At 65.4% G+C, this 19,118-nt stretch carries 18 protein-coding genes and 1 pseudogene; 7 read left to right on the top strand and 12 right to left on the bottom strand.

Going from position 1 to position 19,118, the window contains the following annotated elements; genetic code table 11:
- Positions 1–56: 56 nt before the first annotated feature.
- Positions 57–1,337, bottom strand: a complete 1,281-nt coding sequence (locus tag K289_RS0123695) for a flavin-dependent oxidoreductase (protein WP_027553816.1) — start codon at positions 1,335–1,337, stop codon at positions 57–59.
- A 125-nt stretch (positions 1,338–1,462) separates the two neighbouring features.
- Here K289_RS0123695 and K289_RS0123690 point away from each other — a divergent pair, with 125 nt between their 5' ends.
- Positions 1,463–2,083 carry a glutathione S-transferase family protein gene (locus K289_RS0123690; RefSeq protein ID WP_027553815.1) on the top strand — a complete coding sequence of 207 codons (621 nt, stop codon included), beginning with the start codon at positions 1,463–1,465 and terminating at the stop codon, positions 2,081–2,083.
- A gap of 169 nt (positions 2,084–2,252) precedes the next feature.
- Here the strand turns inward: K289_RS0123690 and K289_RS0123685 are convergent, their stop codons facing one another.
- Positions 2,253–3,167, bottom strand: coding sequence for a LysR family transcriptional regulator (locus tag K289_RS0123685; RefSeq protein ID WP_027553814.1), 915 nt, complete (start codon positions 3,165–3,167; stop codon positions 2,253–2,255).
- 90 nt (positions 3,168–3,257) lie between these two features.
- Between K289_RS0123685 and K289_RS0123680 the strand changes: the two genes are divergently transcribed.
- A complete protein-coding gene (locus K289_RS0123680) occupies positions 3,258–3,701 on the top strand; it encodes a nuclear transport factor 2 family protein (RefSeq protein ID WP_027553813.1) in 444 nt (147 codons plus the stop codon).
- 4 nt (positions 3,702–3,705) lie between these two features.
- A pseudogene (locus K289_RS48885) lies at positions 3,706–4,089 on the top strand (methyl-accepting chemotaxis protein); the annotation flags it as partial.
- Between the two features lie 85 nt (positions 4,090–4,174).
- On the opposite strand, the gene K289_RS0123670 reads toward K289_RS48885, so the two are convergent.
- The 3 genes from K289_RS0123670 to K289_RS0123660 all read right to left on the bottom strand — a co-directional run bounded on the left by K289_RS0123670 (position 4,175) and on the right by K289_RS0123660 (position 6,570).
- Positions 4,175–4,855, bottom strand: a complete 681-nt coding sequence (locus K289_RS0123670) for a glutathione S-transferase family protein (protein ID WP_027553811.1) — start codon at positions 4,853–4,855, stop codon at positions 4,175–4,177.
- A gap of 130 nt (positions 4,856–4,985) precedes the next feature.
- A complete protein-coding gene (locus tag K289_RS0123665) occupies positions 4,986–5,312 on the bottom strand; it encodes a hypothetical protein (protein WP_027553810.1) in 327 nt (108 codons plus the stop codon).
- Between the two features lie 127 nt (positions 5,313–5,439).
- Complete coding sequence (locus K289_RS0123660) at positions 5,440–6,570, bottom strand: site-specific DNA-methyltransferase (RefSeq protein ID WP_027553809.1); 1,131 nt, start codon at positions 6,568–6,570, stop codon at positions 5,440–5,442.
- 405 nt (positions 6,571–6,975) lie between these two features.
- On the opposite strand from K289_RS0123660, the gene K289_RS0123650 reads away from it, so the two are divergent.
- Both K289_RS0123650 and moaB read left to right on the top strand, forming a co-directional pair.
- Positions 6,976–7,920, top strand: a complete 945-nt coding sequence (locus K289_RS0123650) for a neutral zinc metallopeptidase (protein ID WP_027553808.1) — start codon at positions 6,976–6,978, stop codon at positions 7,918–7,920.
- A 138-nt stretch (positions 7,921–8,058) separates the two neighbouring features.
- Positions 8,059–8,622, top strand: coding sequence for a molybdenum cofactor biosynthesis protein B (moaB, locus tag K289_RS0123645; RefSeq protein ID WP_027553807.1), 564 nt, complete (start codon positions 8,059–8,061; stop codon positions 8,620–8,622).
- Positions 8,623–8,834: 212 nt separating this feature from the next.
- Here moaB and K289_RS50650 read toward each other — a convergent pair whose 3' ends face one another.
- The 3 genes from K289_RS50650 to K289_RS0123630 form a co-directional block, all read right to left on the bottom strand.
- The gene (locus tag K289_RS50650; RefSeq protein ID WP_156918146.1) at positions 8,835–8,981 is read right to left on the bottom strand and encodes a hypothetical protein; all 147 of its coding nucleotides are present in this window, start codon (positions 8,979–8,981) and stop codon (positions 8,835–8,837) included.
- Positions 8,981–9,931: a helix-turn-helix domain-containing GNAT family N-acetyltransferase gene (locus K289_RS0123635; RefSeq protein ID WP_027553806.1), complete on the bottom strand. Its 951-nt coding sequence runs from the start codon at positions 9,929–9,931 to the stop codon at positions 8,981–8,983. Before K289_RS0123635 ends, K289_RS50650 begins: the two co-directional genes overlap by 1 nt.
- Before the next feature lie 62 nt (positions 9,932–9,993).
- Complete coding sequence (locus K289_RS0123630; RefSeq protein WP_027553805.1) at positions 9,994–10,569, bottom strand: glycosyltransferase; 576 nt, start codon at positions 10,567–10,569, stop codon at positions 9,994–9,996.
- Positions 10,570–10,632: 63 nt separating this feature from the next.
- Between K289_RS0123630 and K289_RS52405 the strand changes: the two genes are divergently transcribed.
- Together K289_RS52405 and K289_RS0123625 are read left to right on the top strand one after the other, a co-directional pair.
- A complete protein-coding gene (locus tag K289_RS52405; RefSeq protein ID WP_245283981.1) occupies positions 10,633–11,049 on the top strand; it encodes an MJ0042-type zinc finger domain-containing protein in 417 nt (138 codons plus the stop codon).
- Complete coding sequence (locus tag K289_RS0123625) at positions 11,046–11,885, top strand: RMD1 family protein (RefSeq protein WP_027553804.1); 840 nt, start codon at positions 11,046–11,048, stop codon at positions 11,883–11,885. Before K289_RS52405 ends, K289_RS0123625 begins: the two co-directional genes overlap by 4 nt.
- On the opposite strand, the gene K289_RS0123620 is transcribed toward K289_RS0123625, so the two are convergent.
- The 4 genes from K289_RS0123620 to K289_RS0123605 form a co-directional block, all read right to left on the bottom strand.
- Positions 11,879–13,495 (bottom strand): PEP/pyruvate-binding domain-containing protein, encoded by a 1,617-nt coding sequence (locus K289_RS0123620; RefSeq protein ID WP_027553803.1) that lies wholly within the window; start codon positions 13,493–13,495, stop codon positions 11,879–11,881. The genes K289_RS0123625 and K289_RS0123620 overlap by 7 nt on opposite strands.
- Before the next feature lie 9 nt (positions 13,496–13,504).
- Positions 13,505–15,430 carry a hypothetical protein gene (locus K289_RS0123615; protein WP_027553802.1) on the bottom strand — a complete coding sequence of 642 codons (1,926 nt, stop codon included), beginning with the start codon at positions 15,428–15,430 and terminating at the stop codon, positions 13,505–13,507.
- Between the two features lie 81 nt (positions 15,431–15,511).
- On the bottom strand, positions 15,512–16,708 hold the full coding sequence (locus tag K289_RS0123610; protein WP_027553801.1) for an acetate/propionate family kinase: 1,197 nt from the start codon (positions 16,706–16,708) through the stop codon (positions 15,512–15,514).
- Between the two features lie 4 nt (positions 16,709–16,712).
- A complete protein-coding gene (locus tag K289_RS0123605) occupies positions 16,713–19,100 on the bottom strand; it encodes a phosphoketolase (RefSeq protein ID WP_027553800.1) in 2,388 nt (795 codons plus the stop codon).
- Between the last annotated feature and the right edge of the window lie 18 nt (positions 19,101–19,118).

Below are 19,118 nucleotides of genomic sequence, written 5' to 3'. Positions count from 1 at the left end.
CGCTTTCGCGTCATCCCGTGGTGCGCGCATCCGGCGTCAGTGCCTCTCCAGAAGCCTCAGACACCCGCGCGCTTCGCGTCTGCGCTGACGATCGGCGGCTTGGCGTTCAGCGCCTCGACCTGGAAGCCGGCAACGCGCTTGTAGTTCGCGGCGATGTCCTCCAGCTCCTGCTGCGACAGCACATCAGTGACGACGCTGTAGCCCTCCGGCGCGCGCTCCTCGACGAGCTGCATCACCTGCTCGGGGCCGTTCTTGCGGTTGAGCAGGACGAGGTCGGTGGTCGCCGGCCGGCGCTCGGCTTCATAGGCAAGCAGCGCAGCCTGCGTCGGCCCATGCGCCAAAATCTCGCGGGTGATGACGCGGGCATCGAGGATCGCCTGCGAGGCGCCGTTCGATCCGATCGGATACATCGGATGGGCGGCATCGCCCATCAGCGTGACGCGGCCAAATGTCCATTGCGACACCGGATCGCGATCGACCAGCGGATATTCGTAGGCGTGCGGGCAGTTTCGGATCAGGCCGGGCACGTCGAGCCAGTCGAACTGCCAGCTCTCGAACCAGGGCAAGAACTCTTCCAGTCGCGCGGTGCGGTTATAGTCCTCGCGCCGCCACTGATAGGTCGGCGGCATGTGGCGCTCGGCGACCCAGTTGATCTGATGGTTGCCGGACGCGTCCGGCTGCTTGCTGATGGGGTAGCAGACGAATTTCAGGATCTCATGGCCCGCCATGATCATGGTGCGGCCGGTGAGGAAGGCCTTGGCCGGTGTCACGCCGCGCCAGAGGATGCGGCCGTTCCAGATCGGCGGTCCTTCCTGTGGGTAGAGCTTTTCTCGCACGGCGGAATGGATGCCGTCGGCGGCGATCAGGATCGCGCCTTCGTAAGTGCCTGCGGCCTTGCCGGTCGCCTTGTCGATGAAGTCGGCACGCACGCCAGCGGCGGTCTCGCTCCAGCCGGTCAGATGATGGCTGGTGAGGATGTTGTCGCGGCCGAGCCGTTCGACTGCGGTGTCGAGCAGGAGTTGCTGCAGGATGCCGCGATGGATCGAGAATTGCGGCCATCTGTAGCCGGCCTCCAATCCGCGCGGCTCGCTCCAGATCGGCTTGCCGTGCTTGGAGAAGTAGGCGAGCTCGCGGGTGCGCACGCCGCTGGCATCGAGCTTGTCCATAAGCCCGAGCTCGATCAGCTCGCGCACGGCATGCGGCAGCACGTTGATGCCGACGCCGAGCGGGCGCAGCTCGGCCACGCTCTCGAACACTTTTGCGGGAACGCCGATCTGGTGCAGGCTGAGCGCAAGCGTCAGCCCGCCGATGCCGCCACCGGCGATGAGTACGGTCATGACAAAACCCCTCCGATTGGCGGCGTCTTCGCACGGTGAGGCGGCCGTGGGCAACTGCGAAGAGAGCCCTATGGACGGCGCTGCATGCGGCCGTTAACGTCCGGCTTTCCCCCACGAGGTCCGACATGTTCAAGCTCTACTACGCCCCCGGCACCTGCGCGCTCGCCACCTATATCGCCCTGGAAGAGGCCGGGGCCGACTACACGGCCGAACGGCTGAACTTCAAGGCCAACCAGCAGAACAGCCCGGACTATCTCGCGATCAACCCGAAGGCCCGCGTGCCGGCGCTGGTGACCGATCGCGGCGTGCTGACCGAGACGCCGGCGATGCTCGCCTACATCGCGCAAAGCTTTCCTAAGGCCAGGCTCGCACCGTTCGACGATCCCTTCGCATTCGCGCAGGCGCAGTCGTTCAACTCCTATCTCTGCTCCACCGTGCACGTGGCCCACGCCCACAAGATGCGCGGCGCGCGCTGGGCGACGGAAGAGAGCTCGTTCGTCGATATGAAGCAGATGATCCCGAAGACCATGGGCGCCTGCTTCTCGCTGATTGAGCAGAAGATGTTCAAAGGGCCGTGGGTGATGGGCGAGCAGTACACGATCTGCGATCCCTATCTCTACACGCTCTCGCTCTGGCTCGAAGGCGACAGCGTCGACATCAACGCGACGCCGAAGGTCGCGGATCATTTCAAGCGCATGTCCGACCGCCCCGCGGTACGCAAGGTGATGGACGCGCAGAAGGCGTGAAGTGCTGGATCGTAGGGTGGGTTAGCGAAGCGTAACCCACCAGCTTTCGTTTCCGCAGCGATAGACAGTGGACTTGTAGGGTGGGCAAAGGCGCGGAGCGCCGTGCCCACCACCTTTTCCTTGTCGCTTCGGCGTAGGAGCACGGTGGGCACGCTTCGCTTTGCCCACCCTACGAGCTCTTTCGATCCAACTCCCGTCCCGTCTCCAGCATCAGCCGTCTCAGCCAGATCGAGCCGGGGTCCATCTGCGCGCGGGTCGGATAGAACATGAACTGCTCGTCGATGCCGGGATCGAGCGGCGGCGTCACGCTGACGAGGCCGAGCTGCTTCGACAGCGCCGCGATCAGCCGGCGCGGGACGAAGGCGACGAGATCGGTGCGGGCGGCGACGTGCAGCGCCTCGAGATAGCCCGAGACGACGAGCGCGATGTGCCGCTCGATGCCCTTGGCGCGCAGCCAGGTGTCGATCAGGTCCTCAGCCTGGCCGCGGATGATCACGCCGACATGGCGCGCGGCGAGGAAGGCCTCCCGCCGTTTCAGCTTCGCAGCCATGGGATGGCCGCGCCGCACCGCCAGCGCATCGCTGTCGGTGTAGAGCAATTGCCGGTGGAAGCCCTTGAAGGCGTTGCCGATCGAGATCACGAGATCGATGGTGCGGGCGAATTCGGCGTGGAAGATCGCCGGGCCCCGCCACGGCACGACGTCGATGCGGACGTTGGGCGCAAGCCGCGTGACCTTCTCCATCAGAGGCGGCATCAGCAGCTCGACTGCGAGATCCGGCATCATCAGGCGGAACTGCCGCTCGCTGCGGGCGGCGTCGAAGTCGTCGGGCACAAAGAGCCCGCGCACCTGGTCGAGCGCCTGCGCCAGCGGCGCGCGCAGCGCCTGGGCTCGCGGTGTCAGCTCCATGCGCGCACCGGTGCGCACCAGCAGCGGATCGCCAAAAATGTCGCGCAGCCGCTGCAGCGCGTGGCTGGTCGCCGGCTGCGACAGGCCAATCCGTAACGCGGCGCGGCTGACATTGGCCTCGCGCAGCAGCGCGTCGAGCGCGATCAGGAGATTGAGGTCAAGCGAATTAAAATTCATAATGTGAATAGATATCATATTCGCTATCGATTTGAAGAATTTCGATATCGCGCCGATGATCTCCGTGTTCTTACCAACGGAGATGCCGCCATGAGCGCCGCAACCAACAAGAAACTGATGCAGGACATTTTCGCCGCCGCCGCGAACCCCGATCCGGCCGCGCGCGACCGTGCGCTGTTCACCGCCAGCCTCGCCGACGACGCCCGATGGGTCGTGACCGGACAATATTCCTGGTCGCGCGCCTTCGCAGGGAAAGAGTCGATCCTGAACGACCTGCACGGCCACGTCCGCTCGCGCCTCGCCGACCGGACGCGCACGATCGCCCATCGCTTCATCGCCGAGGGCGATGTCGTGGTGGTGGAGGCCAAGGGCGACAACGTCACCCGCGAGGGTGCGCGCTACGACAACGACTACTGCCTCGTGTTCCGGCTGGAGGACGGTAAGATCAAGGAGATCCGAGAGTATTGCGACTCGGTCCTGACCGAGAAGGCGCTGGGCCCGTTTCCGCAAGCCGCCGTGAGGACGCCGAACTGAGCCGCTTGAGGCGCTTGCCGAACAGACTGCGAAAGCCACCGGCGAGATCGCCCAGCAGGTCTCGGGCATCCAGGCGGCGACGGAAGAATCGGTCGGCTCGATCAGGGAGATCAGCGGCACCATCGAGCGGCTGTCGGAGATCTCGTCGACGGTTGCCGCCGCGGTGGAAGAGCAGGGCGCCGCCACGCAGGAAATCTCCCGCAACGTCCAGCAGGCCGCTCACGGCACGCAGCGGGTCTCGACCAACATCGGTGACGTGCAGCGCGGCGCCTCCGAGACCGGCTCGGCCTCCTCGCAAGTGCTGTCGGCGGCGCGCTCGCTGTCGGCCGACAGCAGTCGTTTGAAGCTCGAGGTCAGCAAGTTCCTGAACTCGGTGCACGCGGCCTGATCGGCCTGACATCTCGAAAGCGGACACCTCAAAAGCAAAGGTCCACGCGCGTGCGCGTGGACCTGAAACGATCGGCGTGGCGTAATCAGGCCACCTTGGTCGTCATGTGCTTGAACATGTTGCGGCGGGCTTCGTCGTCCATCTCGGCCTTGAAGGTGAACTTGTCCTTCAGCGCGATCGCGCGCGCAGCAGCGGGGCGCGCCGAAATCTCGTCGACCAGCCGTTTGACGTTCGGATACTTCGTCGGCGCGTCCTCGCCGAGCACGAAGGCGGCCATGCGCGCCCAGCCCCAGAGCGCCATGTCGACGACGGAGTAGGCATCGCCGACCATGTACCGGTTCCTGGCGAGATGATCGTCCAGGATCTGGTAGTGGCGGTGACCTTCGAACTGGTAGCGGTTATGCGCGTAGTCCTGGCCCTTGGGCGAGAAGTGCTTGAAGTGCACCGCCTGACCCGAATAAGGCCCGAGGCCGGTGGCAACGAACATCAGCCATGACAGCGTCTGGCCGCGGACGGCGGGGGCCGGCAGGAACTTGCCGGTCTTCTCGGCGAGATAGAGCAGGATGGCGTTGCTATCGAACACGATCGTGCCGTTGTCGTCGATCGCCGGCACCTTGGCGTTCGGGTTGATCTTCAGATAGTCCGGCGTGAACTGCTCGCCCTTGCGGGTGTCGACGGCGACCGGCTCGAACGGCAGCCCGGACTCCTCCAGAAACAGCGCGACCTTGGTCGGGTTCGGTGATCCGTTGAAATAGAACTTGAGCATCAGCATCTCCCTGTCTCTGTTGCCGAGAGCGAACGCAGCGTCATTGCCGCTAGGCGGCCCTCTCTTGCCCGAACCCTGAGCGGAAGCACAACCGGCGAGTTTGCCGGGCGGCGTCTGCGCCGTGCGCAGATCAGCCGGCGTAGAGGAAGCCGATCACCGCCGCGATGATGAGGATGAGCCCCATGGCCTCCACCTGCAGCGCCAGCCGCGTCGCCTCATGCATGCTGGAGGCTTGCGCGGCGCGCTCCGGTCCCCGCGCATAGCCGTGTACGACGACGTCGTGTTGAAAAGTGTCATGGGCCTCATTGCCGCAGGCGAGCCCGGCGCAGATCAGCAGCACGCCGAACAAAGCGAGCCCGAAAAATCCCAACAGCCCGATCAGCAGCATCGGAAACATGCCGGCGAGGAAGATCGGCAGCAATGGCAGAAGCAGCAAACTCTCGGACTGACGTCGCATGGGGATCGACCGATCGAGACGAGAACTGATCGGGTGATCCTAGTCCTGTGCGCGTCGACCTTCAACGGCTTCGTCATTCCGGGGCGCGCCTCTTGGCGCGAGCCCGGAATGACGAACGAGAGGGAATCTATTCCGCCGCCATGCCGGCGCGGATCTCGGCGCGCAGTTCGTCGATCAGCTTGAGGCCCTTCTTGGTCTCGACGTGCCAATAGGTCCAGCCATTGCAGGCGGCCGAGCCCTGCGCCACGGCGCCGATGCGGTGGATCGAGCCGACCTTGTCCCCGAGCATGATGGCGCCGTCGGCGCGCACGAGTGCGCCGAGCTTCTTCTTGGCGTCGAACAGTTTCGTGCCGGGCATGATCATGCCGCGCTCGATCAGCTCGGAGAACGCGACCCGCGGCGCCTCGCGCGCGGTCATGAACGGAGCGAGGCTCTCTTCGGGGAGCGGTTCGACCGCAGCGATGCGGGCTTCCGCAGCCTTGGCGTAGACCTTGTCGCGCTCGAAGCCGATATAGGAGCGGCCAAGGCGCTTGGCGACCGCCCCCGTGGTGCCGGTGCCGTTGAAGGGATCGATCACGAGATCGCCGGGTTTTGACGACGACAGCAGCACGCGCGCGAGCAGGCCTTCCGGCTTCTGCGTCGGGTGCACCTTCTTGCCGTCGGCGCCCTTGAGGCGCTCCTCGCCGGTGCAGAGCGGGATCAGCCAGTCGGAACGCGCCTGCACGTCCTCGTTCGCCGCCTTCAGCGCTTCGTAGTTGAACGTGTAGCCCTTGGCCTTCTCGTCGCGCGCGGCCCAGATCATGGTCTCATGCGCGTTGGTGAAACGGCGGCCGCGGAAATTCGGCATCGGGTTCGACTTGCGCCAGACGATGTCGTTCAGGAGCCAGAAGCCGAGGTCCTGCATGATAGCGCCGACGCGGAAGATGTTGTGATAGGAGCCGATCACCCAGATCGTCGCCGACGGCTTCATCGCGCGGCGGGCGGCAAGCAGCCATGCGCGAGTGAAATCGTCGTAGGCGGAAAACGAATCGAACTTGTCCCAGTCGTCGTTGACGGCGTCGACGTGGGACTCGTCGGGACGCTTGAGATCGCCCTTGAGCTGGAGATTGTAGGGCGGATCGGCGAACACGAGGTCGACCGAACCAGCCTGAAGCTTCGACATCTCGGCGACGCAATCACCGACGATGATGCTGTGCGAAGCGGACTCAAAATTTGTGCGGGGCGCCCTTGCAGACGCCCCGCGACGCGACTCTACCATGACTCAAGAACTCTGACTCAGGCGACGCTGTCGGCGACGCGGGACCAAACAACCGACTGGCCGTTACATTGACGGCGCAAAGTAAAAATCGACTTAATCCGCTACTTTTCTGAGCAGGTGCCGCATCGCAGCTCGCGCGCTGCGTGTTGTGCGCAATCGCTGTGTTTTACGGTATATTTCGCATATGCCGCCGCGCGGCGGCCGCGGCACCTGCAAATTTCTCTCGGAAAAAATTGCGCGCGGGCAGGAAAAAATTGCTGGCGCCGGCACGCTGTCGCACTAGGCAATTTTTGCCGACCGGGATATTGATTAACGCAACGGAAATTTTACCTGTGTGGCGCGTTGAGCTTTCGCACCTTTGCGTGCACACGAAATGCCATCAGGGACCCTCAAGGGAAGGCCGCCATGCGTTACGATGACTTCCGCCGCAGCGACGACATCGAGGATCGTCGCGACGAGGGTGGTGGTGGATTTGGCGGCGGCGGAGGCGGCGGGTTCGGCCTGCCCATGGGCGGCGGCGGGCTCGGCATCGGCACCATCATCGTGCTTGGCCTGATCGGCTATGCCTTCGGCATCGATCCCCGCATCCTGATCGGCGGCGCCGAGATACTCACCGGCGGCAATCAGGCGCCGACCTACCAGACCGATCGCCAGTCGACCTCCGCCAAGCGCGGCGCGCCGACCGACGAGATGGGCAGCATGATCTCCGGCATCCTCGGCGAGATCGACGACCGCTGGAGCGAGATCTTCCAGGCCAGCGGCCAGTCCTACACCGGTCCGAAGATCGTGCTGTTCCGCAACGCCACCAATGGCGGGCGCTGCGGCATGGCGCAGTCGGCGATGGGCCCGTTCTATTGCCCGCCGGATCGCACCATTTTTCTCGACACCGGCTTCTTCCGCGAGGTCGAGACACGCTTCCGCGGCTGCTCGGGCAAGTCGGCGTGCAATTTCACCACCGCCTACATCATCGCTCATGAGGCCGGCCATCACATCCAGAACCTGCTCGGCATCATTCCGCGCGTGACGCGGCTGCAGCAGCAGGCCGGCTCCAAGGCCGAGGCCAACGCGCTCCAGGTCAAGGTGGAGCTGCAGGCCGACTGTCTGTCTGGCGTCTGGGTCAACCGCGAGGCCAAGAAGCGTCCGAACTTCCTGGAACCCGGCGACATCGACGCCGCGCTGACCACGGCGAGCGCGATCGGCGACGACACGCTGCAACGCCAGGCGACGGGCCGCGTCGTGCCCGATTCCTTCACCCACGGCTCGGCCGAGCAGCGCAAGCGCTGGTTCATGACCGGCTATCAGCGCGGCACGGTGGACGCCTGCAACACGTTCGGCAGCGGGTCGCTGTAACCGGTTGTGGCGTCATCCTGAGGCGCTCGCCCCTTCGGCGAGCCGTAGAGGATGACGAAACCCCGGCCCATCCTTCGAGGCGCGCTTGCGCGCGCACCTCAGGATGACGTCGGAGGATGGGCAAGGAGGTATGAAGTCGTGGCTTCCATCGACGAGTCAAAGCAATTCATCGCGCTCAACATCGCGGTGCTCACCGTCTCCGACACGCGCTCGCTCGCCGACGACAAATCCGGCCAGACGCTCGCTGACCGGATCCTTGGGGCCGGCCATCATCTCGCCGCGCGCGAGATCGTCACCGACGACGTCGAGTCGATCCGAGCCGTGATCCGGCGCTGGATCGCGGATGCCGGCGTCGACGTCGTCATTACCACCGGCGGCACCGGTTTCACGGGACGCGACGTGACGCCGGAGGCGGTCGAGCCCTTGTTCGAGAAGCGCATGGACGGCTTCTCGATCGCGTTCCACATGATGAGCCACGCCAAGATCGGCACGTCGACGATCCAGAGCCGCGCCACCGCGGGCGTTGCAGGCGCGACCTACATCTTCTGCCTGCCCGGCTCGCCCGGCGCCTGCCGCGACGGCTGGGACGGCATCCTCGCCGCCCAGCTCGACTACCGCACGCGCCCCTGCAACTTCGTCGAGATCATGCCACGGCTGGATGAGCACTTGCGAAGGCCGAAGGCGCAAGGCGCGACGGTTTAATCGCGATCACAGCTGCGACTTTACCCTCTCCCCTTCTTGTGGGAGAGGGTGGCTCGCCGCGTAGCGGCGAGACGGGTGAGGGGTCTCTCTCCATACGGAGCAATGTGGAGAGAGACCCCTCACCCCATTGAATTCGTGTCTTCCAGCGTCGCTGCCCTCTCCCACAAGAGAGGGCACAATAATGCGCAGCGTACGCTGTTGCGCGTCGTGGATTATCTGTCGTCGCTCCGTGCGAAGCGACACCACATCGCGCGCCAGAGGTCGCGCCACGCATCGCGCTGCAGCCGGCAGCCGCGGCGCTTGTAGAGGTCGACCAACTCGGCGGTGACGCGGCGCGAGGCTTCGTGCCGCCCGTGCATCAGAGGTCGCGCTCCCAGGTCTCGCCGATCAAATTCTGGCCGAAGCTGCGATGCGGCTCGGTTCCGACCAGCTTGAAGCCGGCGTCCTGATAGATTTTGCGCGCGGCAACCAGAATGCTCTGCGTCCACAGCGTCATCCGCCGATAGCCGCAGGCGCGTGCGAAGGAGATGCATTCGGCCACCAGCCGCTGGCCGAGGCCCTGTCCGCGCGCGGCGGGATCGAGCAGCAGCAGGCGCAGCTTGGCGACGTCGTCGCTTGCCTTCACCAGAAACACCGAGCCCACGGGACGGCCCTCGATGTCGGCGATCCAGCAGCGCTCGCGCGAGGCGTCGTAGGTGGTCATGTACTTGGCGACGATCTCGGCCACCAACGCCTCGAAGCCGGAATCGAAGCCGTATTCGCCGGCATAGAACGCGCCATGGCTCTGCACCACCCAGCCCATGTCGCCGGGGCGTGGTTCGCGCAGGGTGGCGCGCGGCGCCGGCGTGCGGGGCATCGCGAGCAGCTGCTCGATCATCTCCATCGAGCCGGTCAGCCGTCGGCGGTCCTCGCCGGAGAGGGGCCGCAGCATCGCGGCAACATCCTCCTGCGACATGCGCTCGAGTCTGGCGAAGGCCTGTCGGCCCTTCGCGGTCAGGCTCAGCTGGTACTGCCGGCGGTCGGTGGGAAGCGGCTTGCGCGCGATCAGGCCGCTCTCGTCAAAATTCTGTACGATGCGGCTGAGATAGCCGGCATCGAGCCCGAGCGCGGTGCCGATCTCCTTGGCCGGTTGCTCGCCGCCATGGGCGAGCTCGTAGAGCACACGCGCTTCGCTCAGCGAGAACGGGCTCTTCAGGAGCTGCTGGTCGAGCACGCCGAGCTTGTGGGTGTAGAAGCGGTTGAACGCGCGAACCGCCTGAACCTGGTTGTCGGAGACCTCGATGGTCGAATGCGTCGGGCTTGCGGTCATGGGGCACCTCGATACTTGCCATTGTCAATTAATTATTTGACTTTAGCAAGTATCTTCGTGGCTCACCCCACCATGACGATCCGGCTGCGTAGCAGCGTCCGGGAGGAGCGGCCAAGCCGCCGCAACAGGCGCGCCTCGGAACGGCGGGCCTCGGGCGGATAGCCGCCGAGCCGGTCGTAATGATCGCGCGCGATCAAAAGCCCCTGGTCGCCGAACGGGCCGATGAACTTTCGCGCCACCGCGCGAAGCATGTCGCGCGGTCTGGTATCGGAGTAGGGCGAGCGGGAATGGCGGAACACGGCGGCCCGGTCGCGGCCGCTGGCTGAAACGGTCTGGATGAACTGGGTGGTCTCCTCGATCCAGCCGGTTTCCAGCACGGCGCCCGCGTGCAGGAACATCAGCCAGGGCGAGCGGGCCTGGCGCGCGCCGGCGGCAAGCGCCGCCCCTTGCGAGGATCCCTCGAAACCGATGAAGCGGCAGCCTGCGACGTCAGCCACGCGCTCGATGACACCATTACGGGTGCCGTCGACCAGCAGAACTTCGCGGATGATGCCGGCGGCGGCACCGGGCACCAGCGCGGCCAGCGTAGCGACCGCCGTCTGTTCGACACCTTCGGTCGGAATGATGACGCTCAGCATGATTGAGGCTTCGTTGGCTCAAATTTCGGAAGAAACTTGCCTTGTTATGATGGTGTCATAAACATGCTGCGCTGCCGAGCGCAACTTTTTGAAGGGGCGTCGGCGTTCGATGGTAAACTCGAATGGCCCATCGCATCCCAATGTTTCGCATCCAGGCCGACAGCTTTGCCGAATGTTTCGGCAAATGCGCGCCATGACGGGAGGAAACCGGACATCGCTGCAGTGATTGTCGAGCGTGGGCCGATCGGAGGCGCCGATGCCGGATCGGCCGTTCAGCCGGGAAAGCGTGCAACCATGGAAAAAGGTGACATCATCTGTCCGAAATGTGGAGCCGGTTTTCGCCGGATTACGCTATCATCCCTGACCGGAGAAGCCGGTGAATTCCGCTGCTCCATCTGCGATCATCTGCTCGAGGTTTTCGATGGATCCCGGGCCGTCGTGTATCGCCTCACCGTGGCCCCAAGCAGGACACTTGCGTGAACGCTGATCAACTCACTGTTGGCCCGACGGCGGTATCGCCGAAGCAGGACGCCGCGCCCGCGCCGAACTTGCGGATCCGCGCGGTGATGCTGGGTGACCGCATCAATGCCGCGGGCCTCGAGCTTGGGCCGCTGGTCTCCTCGATGCCCGCCGCCTTCCGCGTCCATGCGGGTCTTGCCGTGATCTTCCGCTACGGTGTCGTCGTGCTGATCGGATTGCTCCCGTCGGAGGAGAAGGTTCTCATCGACAATCTGAAGCCGCGCGTGATCGGCGAGCTCAGCCCCTATGAGGAAGAGACCGCGCAGGCGCAGCTCTGCCACGACGAAGAGGCGATCCAGCCCGGCGGGCCGATCTGTCTCGCAAAATTCTCCGACGACCGCCTGCTCCTGATTGCGGACGCGCTCGCCAAGAGCACGTCGCTGGCCCGCGACGAGCGGCGCGTCGCTGCGGTCTTCGACGTGATCGAGCCCCTCGCGCGGAAGCTCGCCGAGCAGGGCCGCACGCCGCCCGAGCGCAAGGGTATCCTGCAGCTGATCGGCAATGCGCTCCTGGTCCAGCAGCGCGTCGCCGGCCGTGTTGCCGTTGCCGAGAAGCCCGACGTGCTCTGGGAGAAGCCGGAGCTCGACCGGCTCTATTCCCGTCTCGAAGACGAGTACGAGCTGAAGGAGCGCCTCGATACGCTCGAGCGCAAGCTCACGGCGGTGTCGGCGACGGCCAACGCGCTGACCGACATCATCGACACGCAGCGTTCGCTGCGCCTCGAGGTGGCGGTGGTGGTGCTGATCGTGATCGAGGTCGTGATCGGCTGCATCCAGATCCTGTCCGGAACTCACTGAGTCTTGGCGACGCGCGGGCGCCGGTCGTGTCGGCCGGCCTGCGATTGCCACCTGGCGATCTCGGCAAGCTGGGCTTCGGGCCGTGTCTCGACCGTCTCACAGCGCCCGAGATAAAGCTGTCCGGTGTCGCCTTCGATCGTGACCCATTCGCCTTCGGAGAGCACAGCGTCGGCGAGCTGCGCGCGCCTCGCGATCGGATCGATACTCAACTCACGGCAACCCACCAGGCAGGGCTTGCCCATCTGCCGGGCCACCAGCGCGGCATGGGAGGTGCGTGCGCCGACCGCCGTGACGATGCCGGCCGCCAGGGCGAAGCCCGCGACGTCGGCGGTGCTGGTATCGGGACGCAGCAGGATGACAGGCTCCCCCGCTGCCGACAGGCGCTGGGCGCTTTCGGAATCGAAGGCCGCGCGTCCGATACCTATGCCGCCGGAGGCTCCGATGGCGGTTGCCGCAGGTTTGCCGGCGGACACGAGCCTGGTTTCGGCGAGCGCAGCCAGATCGATCTCCGCGATCCGTTCCGCGGCATCGCCCTCGCTGATCAGGCCTTCATGCACGAGGTCGATCGCGATCCTGACCGCGGCGCGCGGCGTGCGCTTGGCCGTCCGCGTCTGGAGGATCCAGAGCCTGCCGTCCTCGACCGTGAATTCGACATCCTGGACGTCGGTGAACTCGCGCTCGAGCCGTTTCAGAACATCGCCAAGCTCGACTTCGATCGTCGGCAGCTCGCGCGCAATCGCATCGGCCGTGTCGGGCACGCGGCGCCCGGAGACGACATCTTCGCCCTGCGCATCGAGCACGAGGTCGATCATCGGACGTTGCGCTCCCGTCGAGGGATCGCGTGAGAAGGCCACGCCGGCACCGGACGCAAGCCCGCCATTGCCGAAGACCATCGTCTGCACGGTCACGGCGGTGCCTTCGAGTGCTTCGAGATTCTGCAGGCTTCGATAGGTCTGCGCGCGCTCGCTCATCCAGGACCGATAGACGGCCTCGGCCGCGGCCTCGAGCTGCGCGAAGGCGTCATCGAGCCAGCCGTCGGCGCGGTCCTCGACCAGCGTCTGTTCGTCGGTGGCAAGCCGCTCCAGCGCTTCACTGTCGAGCTCGCGATCGTTGCCGGCGCATTCGGCTGCAACGAGTTCGGAGATGCGTGCAGCAAATGCAGCCTGATCGAGCTCGAGCACGGTCTCGCCAAAGCTTTCCAGGAAACGGCGCCGGCAATCCCACGCAAGCCGCGGCCGGCCGGTCGCACGGATCAGGCCGTGCACGGCGTTCGAAGTACAGCCGACATTGAGAACGGTGTCGAGCATGCCGGGCATCGACCGCGCCGCACCCGAACGCACGGACACCAGGAGCGGCTGCCTGCGGTCGCCGAAGCGCTTTCCGGTGGCACCCTCCAGGAATGCGATTCCTTCCTTGAGGCCGTCGCGCAGATGCTGCTTGGCCTGGGCACGGCCGGCGATGATGTCGGCGCAGAGCTTGACCGGCAACACGAAGGCGGGCGGTACGGGCAGGCCCAGCGCCGCCATCCGGGCGAGGTTCGCGGCCTTGGCGCCGATCTCGTCGGCGGGCCGCAATTCGGTGGCCTCAGCGCCGATACGCACGATATGCATGGTGGCCCCCTAAGCAGCGAGATCGATCATGATGTGACGGCGCAACAGATGGCCGAAGGCGGCGAAGCGGTCGGTGGCGCGCTCGACGGCGCGCGCGAGCTCGATCACCGAAAGGGACGTCGCGACGTCGAAGCCGCCGCAAAAGACCAGCGCGGTCGTCGCACGCTCGCGGCTGTCGGCGGCGTGTTCGGCATCGATCAGGCGGGTCACGGCGGAGAGCGCATCCTCGGAATCGACCCGGCGTCCCTCCGGCACGTCTATTGCGGCGGCGACGCCTCTGGCGGCCATCTCGGTCGCGGTCCTGGCCACCGCGCAAAGCCCGGCCAACGACGCCAGCAGGGACGGATCCGTCCGGTCCGGCATCAGCGAGGCAATGAAGGCGGCCTGCTCGAGCTCGTCGATCGCCTCCTCGGCACGGTCGATCAATTGTCCGATCAAGGGGCGGGCATTGAGGCGGTCGACCTCCTTGCGGCTCTCGAGCGCGATACGGTCGGCCTTCTGCTCGATCGTGCTACAGCGTTGCGCCAGCAGCTTGCTGTCGGCAGGCTGGCCGGCCCGGAGGGCGGCGATATGGCGCGCGATTGCCGCGACGAGATCATGGGCGAGGCCAATCTGTCGCAGCACCGCCGCAAGGAGGGCTCCGTCCACGCGGTCCAGGTGCCGCACCAGGTCGGCTTCGATCTGGTCGCGTACCGTCCGGACCGAGCGGCCGGCAAGCAGCGCCTCGGTGGAGACGCGAAGCGCCACCTTGAGGAAATCGATCGCGGCGGCGCGACCCAGCGCCTGGTCGAGGCGCTCGCCGAAGCCGATCCTGGAAGGGGCGGCATTGCGGACCGCAGAGCCCAGAAGCTCGTTGCCGCCGAGTTCGAGGAAGCCGCGATGGCCGATGCGGTGACGCGCAGCCCATTCCAGGATCCGCGTCGCATCGTCTTTGGCGACCCAGGTCCGCAACAGTTTGCGTGCCTTGTTCCAATCGATCAGGAAAACCAGCGCGGCGCCGACGGCCGCGAGGAATTCGTTGCGTTCGGTAACGTGCGCGGCGCGGTACTGGCCGGTGACGAGATAGAAGGAATTGTCTTCGCCCAGACCCGCGGCGCTGTGACGATCGAGCCCGCTCCATGTCGCGTCGAACTTGTCGAAGAGCGAGATGAAGAACTTCGCCCGCGCCAGATGCACGTCGGTGTAGGTAACCGTCACGGCGTCCCTCTTCACCGTGATCACGACCACATGCGCGTCCGTGGTCCCGATGTCGTTCTGGATCAGCAGCCGGCCGCCGGCGCGCGTCGCCATGGTGTCGAGGCCGGGATGATTGAATTTGAGACCGCGTGTTGCGTTCAGGCCTTTCATGAAGGCCGCAACCGCGCCACGGTCTTCGCTGTGCAGGCCGAAGGCATGGGCGCCGTCGAGTACTTCCTCCGAGCAGCTCGCCGCAAGTCTGTTGAGCTGCTTGTGCAGATCCATGACCAGCCGGTGCAGGCTGTCGCCGGTTTCGGCCACCCCGGTCAGACGCGCGATGCGGGAGATCTCGATCTCGCTGGCGGCCTCGAGCAGGCCCGCGGTCCGGATCGCGTCGAGCCGTGCATTCGCCTTTTCGCCTTCACCGCTTGCGCCGGCCTCGACGGCACGGATCATTGTGACCGCGTCGTCCTGAATTTCCTTCATCAGCTTCGAAAGGTTCGGGGCCGCGAGCCGGCCCTGTCCGATCAGATGGGCGCCGCCGATCAGCGTCGCGATGGCGGCAGGCGCAACGCCTGCATTCTGGCTTTCGAGAGCCAGGTCGCCGGCGGGCTGTCCGGGCTCCTGCGCATGACGGGTTGCCGCTTGTAGCGCGCTCATCCGCACCTTGATGCGGTCGTTGGCGGCCAGCCCTTCCGCCACCAGCGACGGCAGCAGAATGGCGCCCTGTCCGAGCTCTTCAATGATATGGGTTTTCATGGTCGGTCCGCACAGCGTTCGATGCGCTCTTATGCGCCGAACCGGCGCTGGCATTGTTGCGCTAGATCATTCATGAAATCGTCACATGATCGCGAGCTCGTGCAGCACCGCCGCGCAATGCCGCGCGATGGTCAGTTCTTCGCTGGTCGGGATGACGAAGATGTCGACGATGCTGTCGCGGCTGTTGATGCGCTCATGGGCCTCGCCATTCGCACGCGGGTCGATGCGTGCGCCGAGCCAGGCGAGCCGCGCAGAGATCTCGCTGCGTATCTCGCTGCTGTGCTCGCCGATGCCGCCGGTGAAGACCAGGCGATCCAGCCCCTGGAGCGTGCTCGCCATCATCGCAACCTGCTGCGCAACGCGGAAGGTGAAGAGATCGATCGCCTCACTTGCGGCGGCCTCGCCGCTTGCGAGCAGCGTGCGCATGTCCGCGGAGATCCCGGAGACGCCGAGCAGGCCGGACTCCTGGTAGAGCAGGCGCTGCGCGGCATCGCTCGGCATCTTCTCGTGATCGAGCAGATAGAGCAGGACACCGGGATCGATCGTGCCGCAGCGCGTGCCCATCATCAGCCCGTCGAGCGGCGTCAATCCCATCGTGGTGTCGACGCTACGGCCATCACGGAGCGCGCAAAGGCTCGCGCCGTTGCCGAGATGCGCGATGACGGTGCGCCCTGCCGCGGGCTGTGGTGCGATCTCGGCAAGGCGGCCTGCGACGTATTCGAACGAGAGGCCGTGAAAGCCGTAGCGCCGCAGGCCGCGCTCTTCATAGCGTCTCGGAATGGCGAAGCGGCTCGCCGGTGGTGCGAGGCCGTGGTGAAAGGCGGTATCGAAGCAGGCGATCTGCGTCAGGTCGGGTCGTATCGTCCTGACGATACGGACCGGCGCGAGGCAGCGCGGCTGATGCAGTGGCGCAAGGGGCGTCAGCGCCTCCAGCCTCGCGTAGACGTCTTCCGTCAGTTCGACGGGGCCGGAGTAATCCGGCCCGCCATGAACGATGCGGTGCCCTATCGCGCGCACGTGGCGTTCGCCGAAATGGTCGTCGATGAAGGCGAGCACGTCTGCGAGCAAACGATCGCCATCGGTATCCGATGTCGCCCTCTGCTGTTCCAATAGGTTCTGGCCCGATGGGCTCTTCACCACGAGCCGCGGCTTGGCTTCGTGCTCATCGAGCAAGCCCTTGCAGAGCAGGGCAGGTTCGGCCGCCGAGATGTCGAACAGGCCGAACTTGATGCTCGACGAGCCGGCGTTGAGAACGAGGACGGCGTCGAACGACGACATGATGTCAGTCCGTCTTGCCCGGCCAGACCCAGTCGCAGATCTCCGGCATGTCCTCGCCATGCTCGCGCACATAACGCGAATGCCTGATCAGCGCGTCGCGGAATTGCTGTTTTACCTGCGCGGCTTTGGTCGCAAAGCCCGGCGCGCGCTCGATCGCCTCGATCGCGAGGTGATAGCGATCGAGCTGGTTGAGCACGACCATGTCGAACGGCGTCGTCGTGGTGCCTTCCTCGGCGAAGCCGCGCACATGCATTCCGGCATGATTGGTGCGGTTATAGGTCAGGCGATGGATCAGATAGGGATAGCCGTGATAGGCGAAGATCACCGGCTTGTCGCGGGTGAACAGGCTGTCGAAGTCGCGGTCGGACAGGCCGTGCGGATGCTGCCCCTTCGGTTGCAGCGTCATCAGGTCGACGACGTTGACGACGCGGATTTTCAAGTCCGGCAGCGCCTTGCGCAGCAGGTCCACGGCGGCGAGCGTCTCCAGCGTCGGCACGTCGCCGGCGCAGGCCATCACCACGTCGGGCTCCTCGCCCGCGTCTTCCGTCCCCGCCCATGTCCAGATGCCGATGCCGGCGTCGCAGTGAGTGGCGGCTTCCTGCATCGAGAGCCATTGCGGCGCTGGCTGCTTGCCGGCGACGATCACGTTGATGCGATCATAAGTGCGCAGGCAGTGATCGGCGATCCACAGAAGCGTGTTGGCGTCCGGCGGGAAATAGACGCGGACGATGTCGGCCTTCTTGTTGGTGACGAGATCGACGAAGCCGGGATCCTGGTGGCTGAAGCCGTTATGGTCCTGCCGCCAGACATGCGAGGTCAGGAGGTAGTTGAGGGAGGCGATCGGGCGCCGCCACGGCAGCTCGCGCGAGACCTTCAGCCATTTGGCGTGCTGGTTGAACATGGAATCCACGATGTGGATGAAGGCCTCATAGCAGGAGAAGAAGCCGTGGCGTCCGGTGAGCAAATAGCCTTCGAGCCAGCCCTGACAGAGATGCTCGCTCAGGACCTCCATGACGCGGCCGTCCTGCGCGAGATTGACGTCGTAGGGCTCGATTGTTTCCATCCACACCCGTTCCGTGGCCTCGAACACCGCATCGAGCCGGTTTGACGCGGTCTCGTCCGGTCCCATGATGCGGAAGTTGCGCGCGTCCGCATTGAGGCGGATGACGTCGCGCAGGAATTTTCCGAGCTCGCGCGTCGCTTCCGCGGTGATGCCGCCGGGTTGCGTCACCTCGACCGCGAAGCCGCGATAGTCCGGCAGCTTCAGCTCTTTCTTCAGCAGCCCGCCATTGGCGTGCGGATTGGCGCCCATGCGGCGGTCGCTTTCAGGCGCAAGCGCCTGAAGCTCGCCGATCAGCTTGCCGTTCGCATCGAACAGTTTTTCGGGCTCGTAGCTGCGCATCCAGTCTTCGAGCACCTTCAGATGCGCGGGATTTTCCCGGCAACTCGCGACCGGCACCTGATGCGCGCGCCAAAAGCCTTCGACCTTCTTGCCATCGACCTCCTTGGGGCCGGTCCAGCCCTTCGGGCTGCGCAGCACGATCATCGGCCAGCGCGGCCGCTCAATCGCCTTCCGCCCGTCGCGGGCGTGCTGCTGGATCGAGCGGATGCTGGCGAGCGCGACGTCGAGCGCATCCGCCATGATCCGGTGCATGAGCTTGGGATCGTCGCCCTCGACGAACAGGGGCTCGTGGCCAAACCCGCGGAACAGCTCGCGGATTTCCTCGTCGCGCATCCGCCCGAGCACAGTCGGGTTGGCGATCTTGTAGCCGTTGAGATGGAGGATCGGCAGCACCGCGCCGTCATGGACCGGGTTCAGGAACTTGTTCGAATGCCAGGACGCCGCGAGCGGGCCGGTCTCGGCTTCGCCGTCACCGACGACGCAGGCAACGATCAGGTCGGGATTGTCGAGCGCGGCGCCATAGGCGTGCACCAGCGCGTAGCCCAGTTCGCCGCCCTCATGGATCGAGCCCGGCGTTTCCGGCGCCGCGTGGCTCGGGATGCCGCCGGGAAAGGAGAACTGCCGGAAAAGCCTGCGCAATCCGTCCGCGTTGCGCCCGATGTTTGGATAGATTTCGCTGTATGTGCCTTCGAGATAGGTGTTGGCCACCATGCCCGGCCCGCCATGGCCGGGACCGCAGACATAGAGGACGTTGAGGTCCAGCGCGCGGATGACGCGATTGAGATGGGCGTAGATGAAGTTCAGCCCTGGCGTCGTGCCCCAATGGCCGAGCAGGCGCGGCTTGATGTGCTCGGGCCGCAAGGGCTCGCGCAGCAGCGGATTGTCCAGAAGGTAGATTTGCCCGACGGATAAATAGTTTGCGGCGCGCCAGTAACGGTCGAGGAGGTCGAGGTCGCCGGTGGCGGCGCCTCTTTGTTGTCTGTCTGTCATGTTTGCCGACCCTTCACG

The organism is Bradyrhizobium sp. Cp5.3, assembly GCF_000426265.1.
GTDB classification, from domain to species: Bacteria; Pseudomonadota; Alphaproteobacteria; order Rhizobiales; family Xanthobacteraceae; genus Bradyrhizobium; species Bradyrhizobium neotropicale.
Note: the sequence above shows the minus strand (reverse complement) of the source record. Positions and strands in the feature narration are given on the sequence as shown.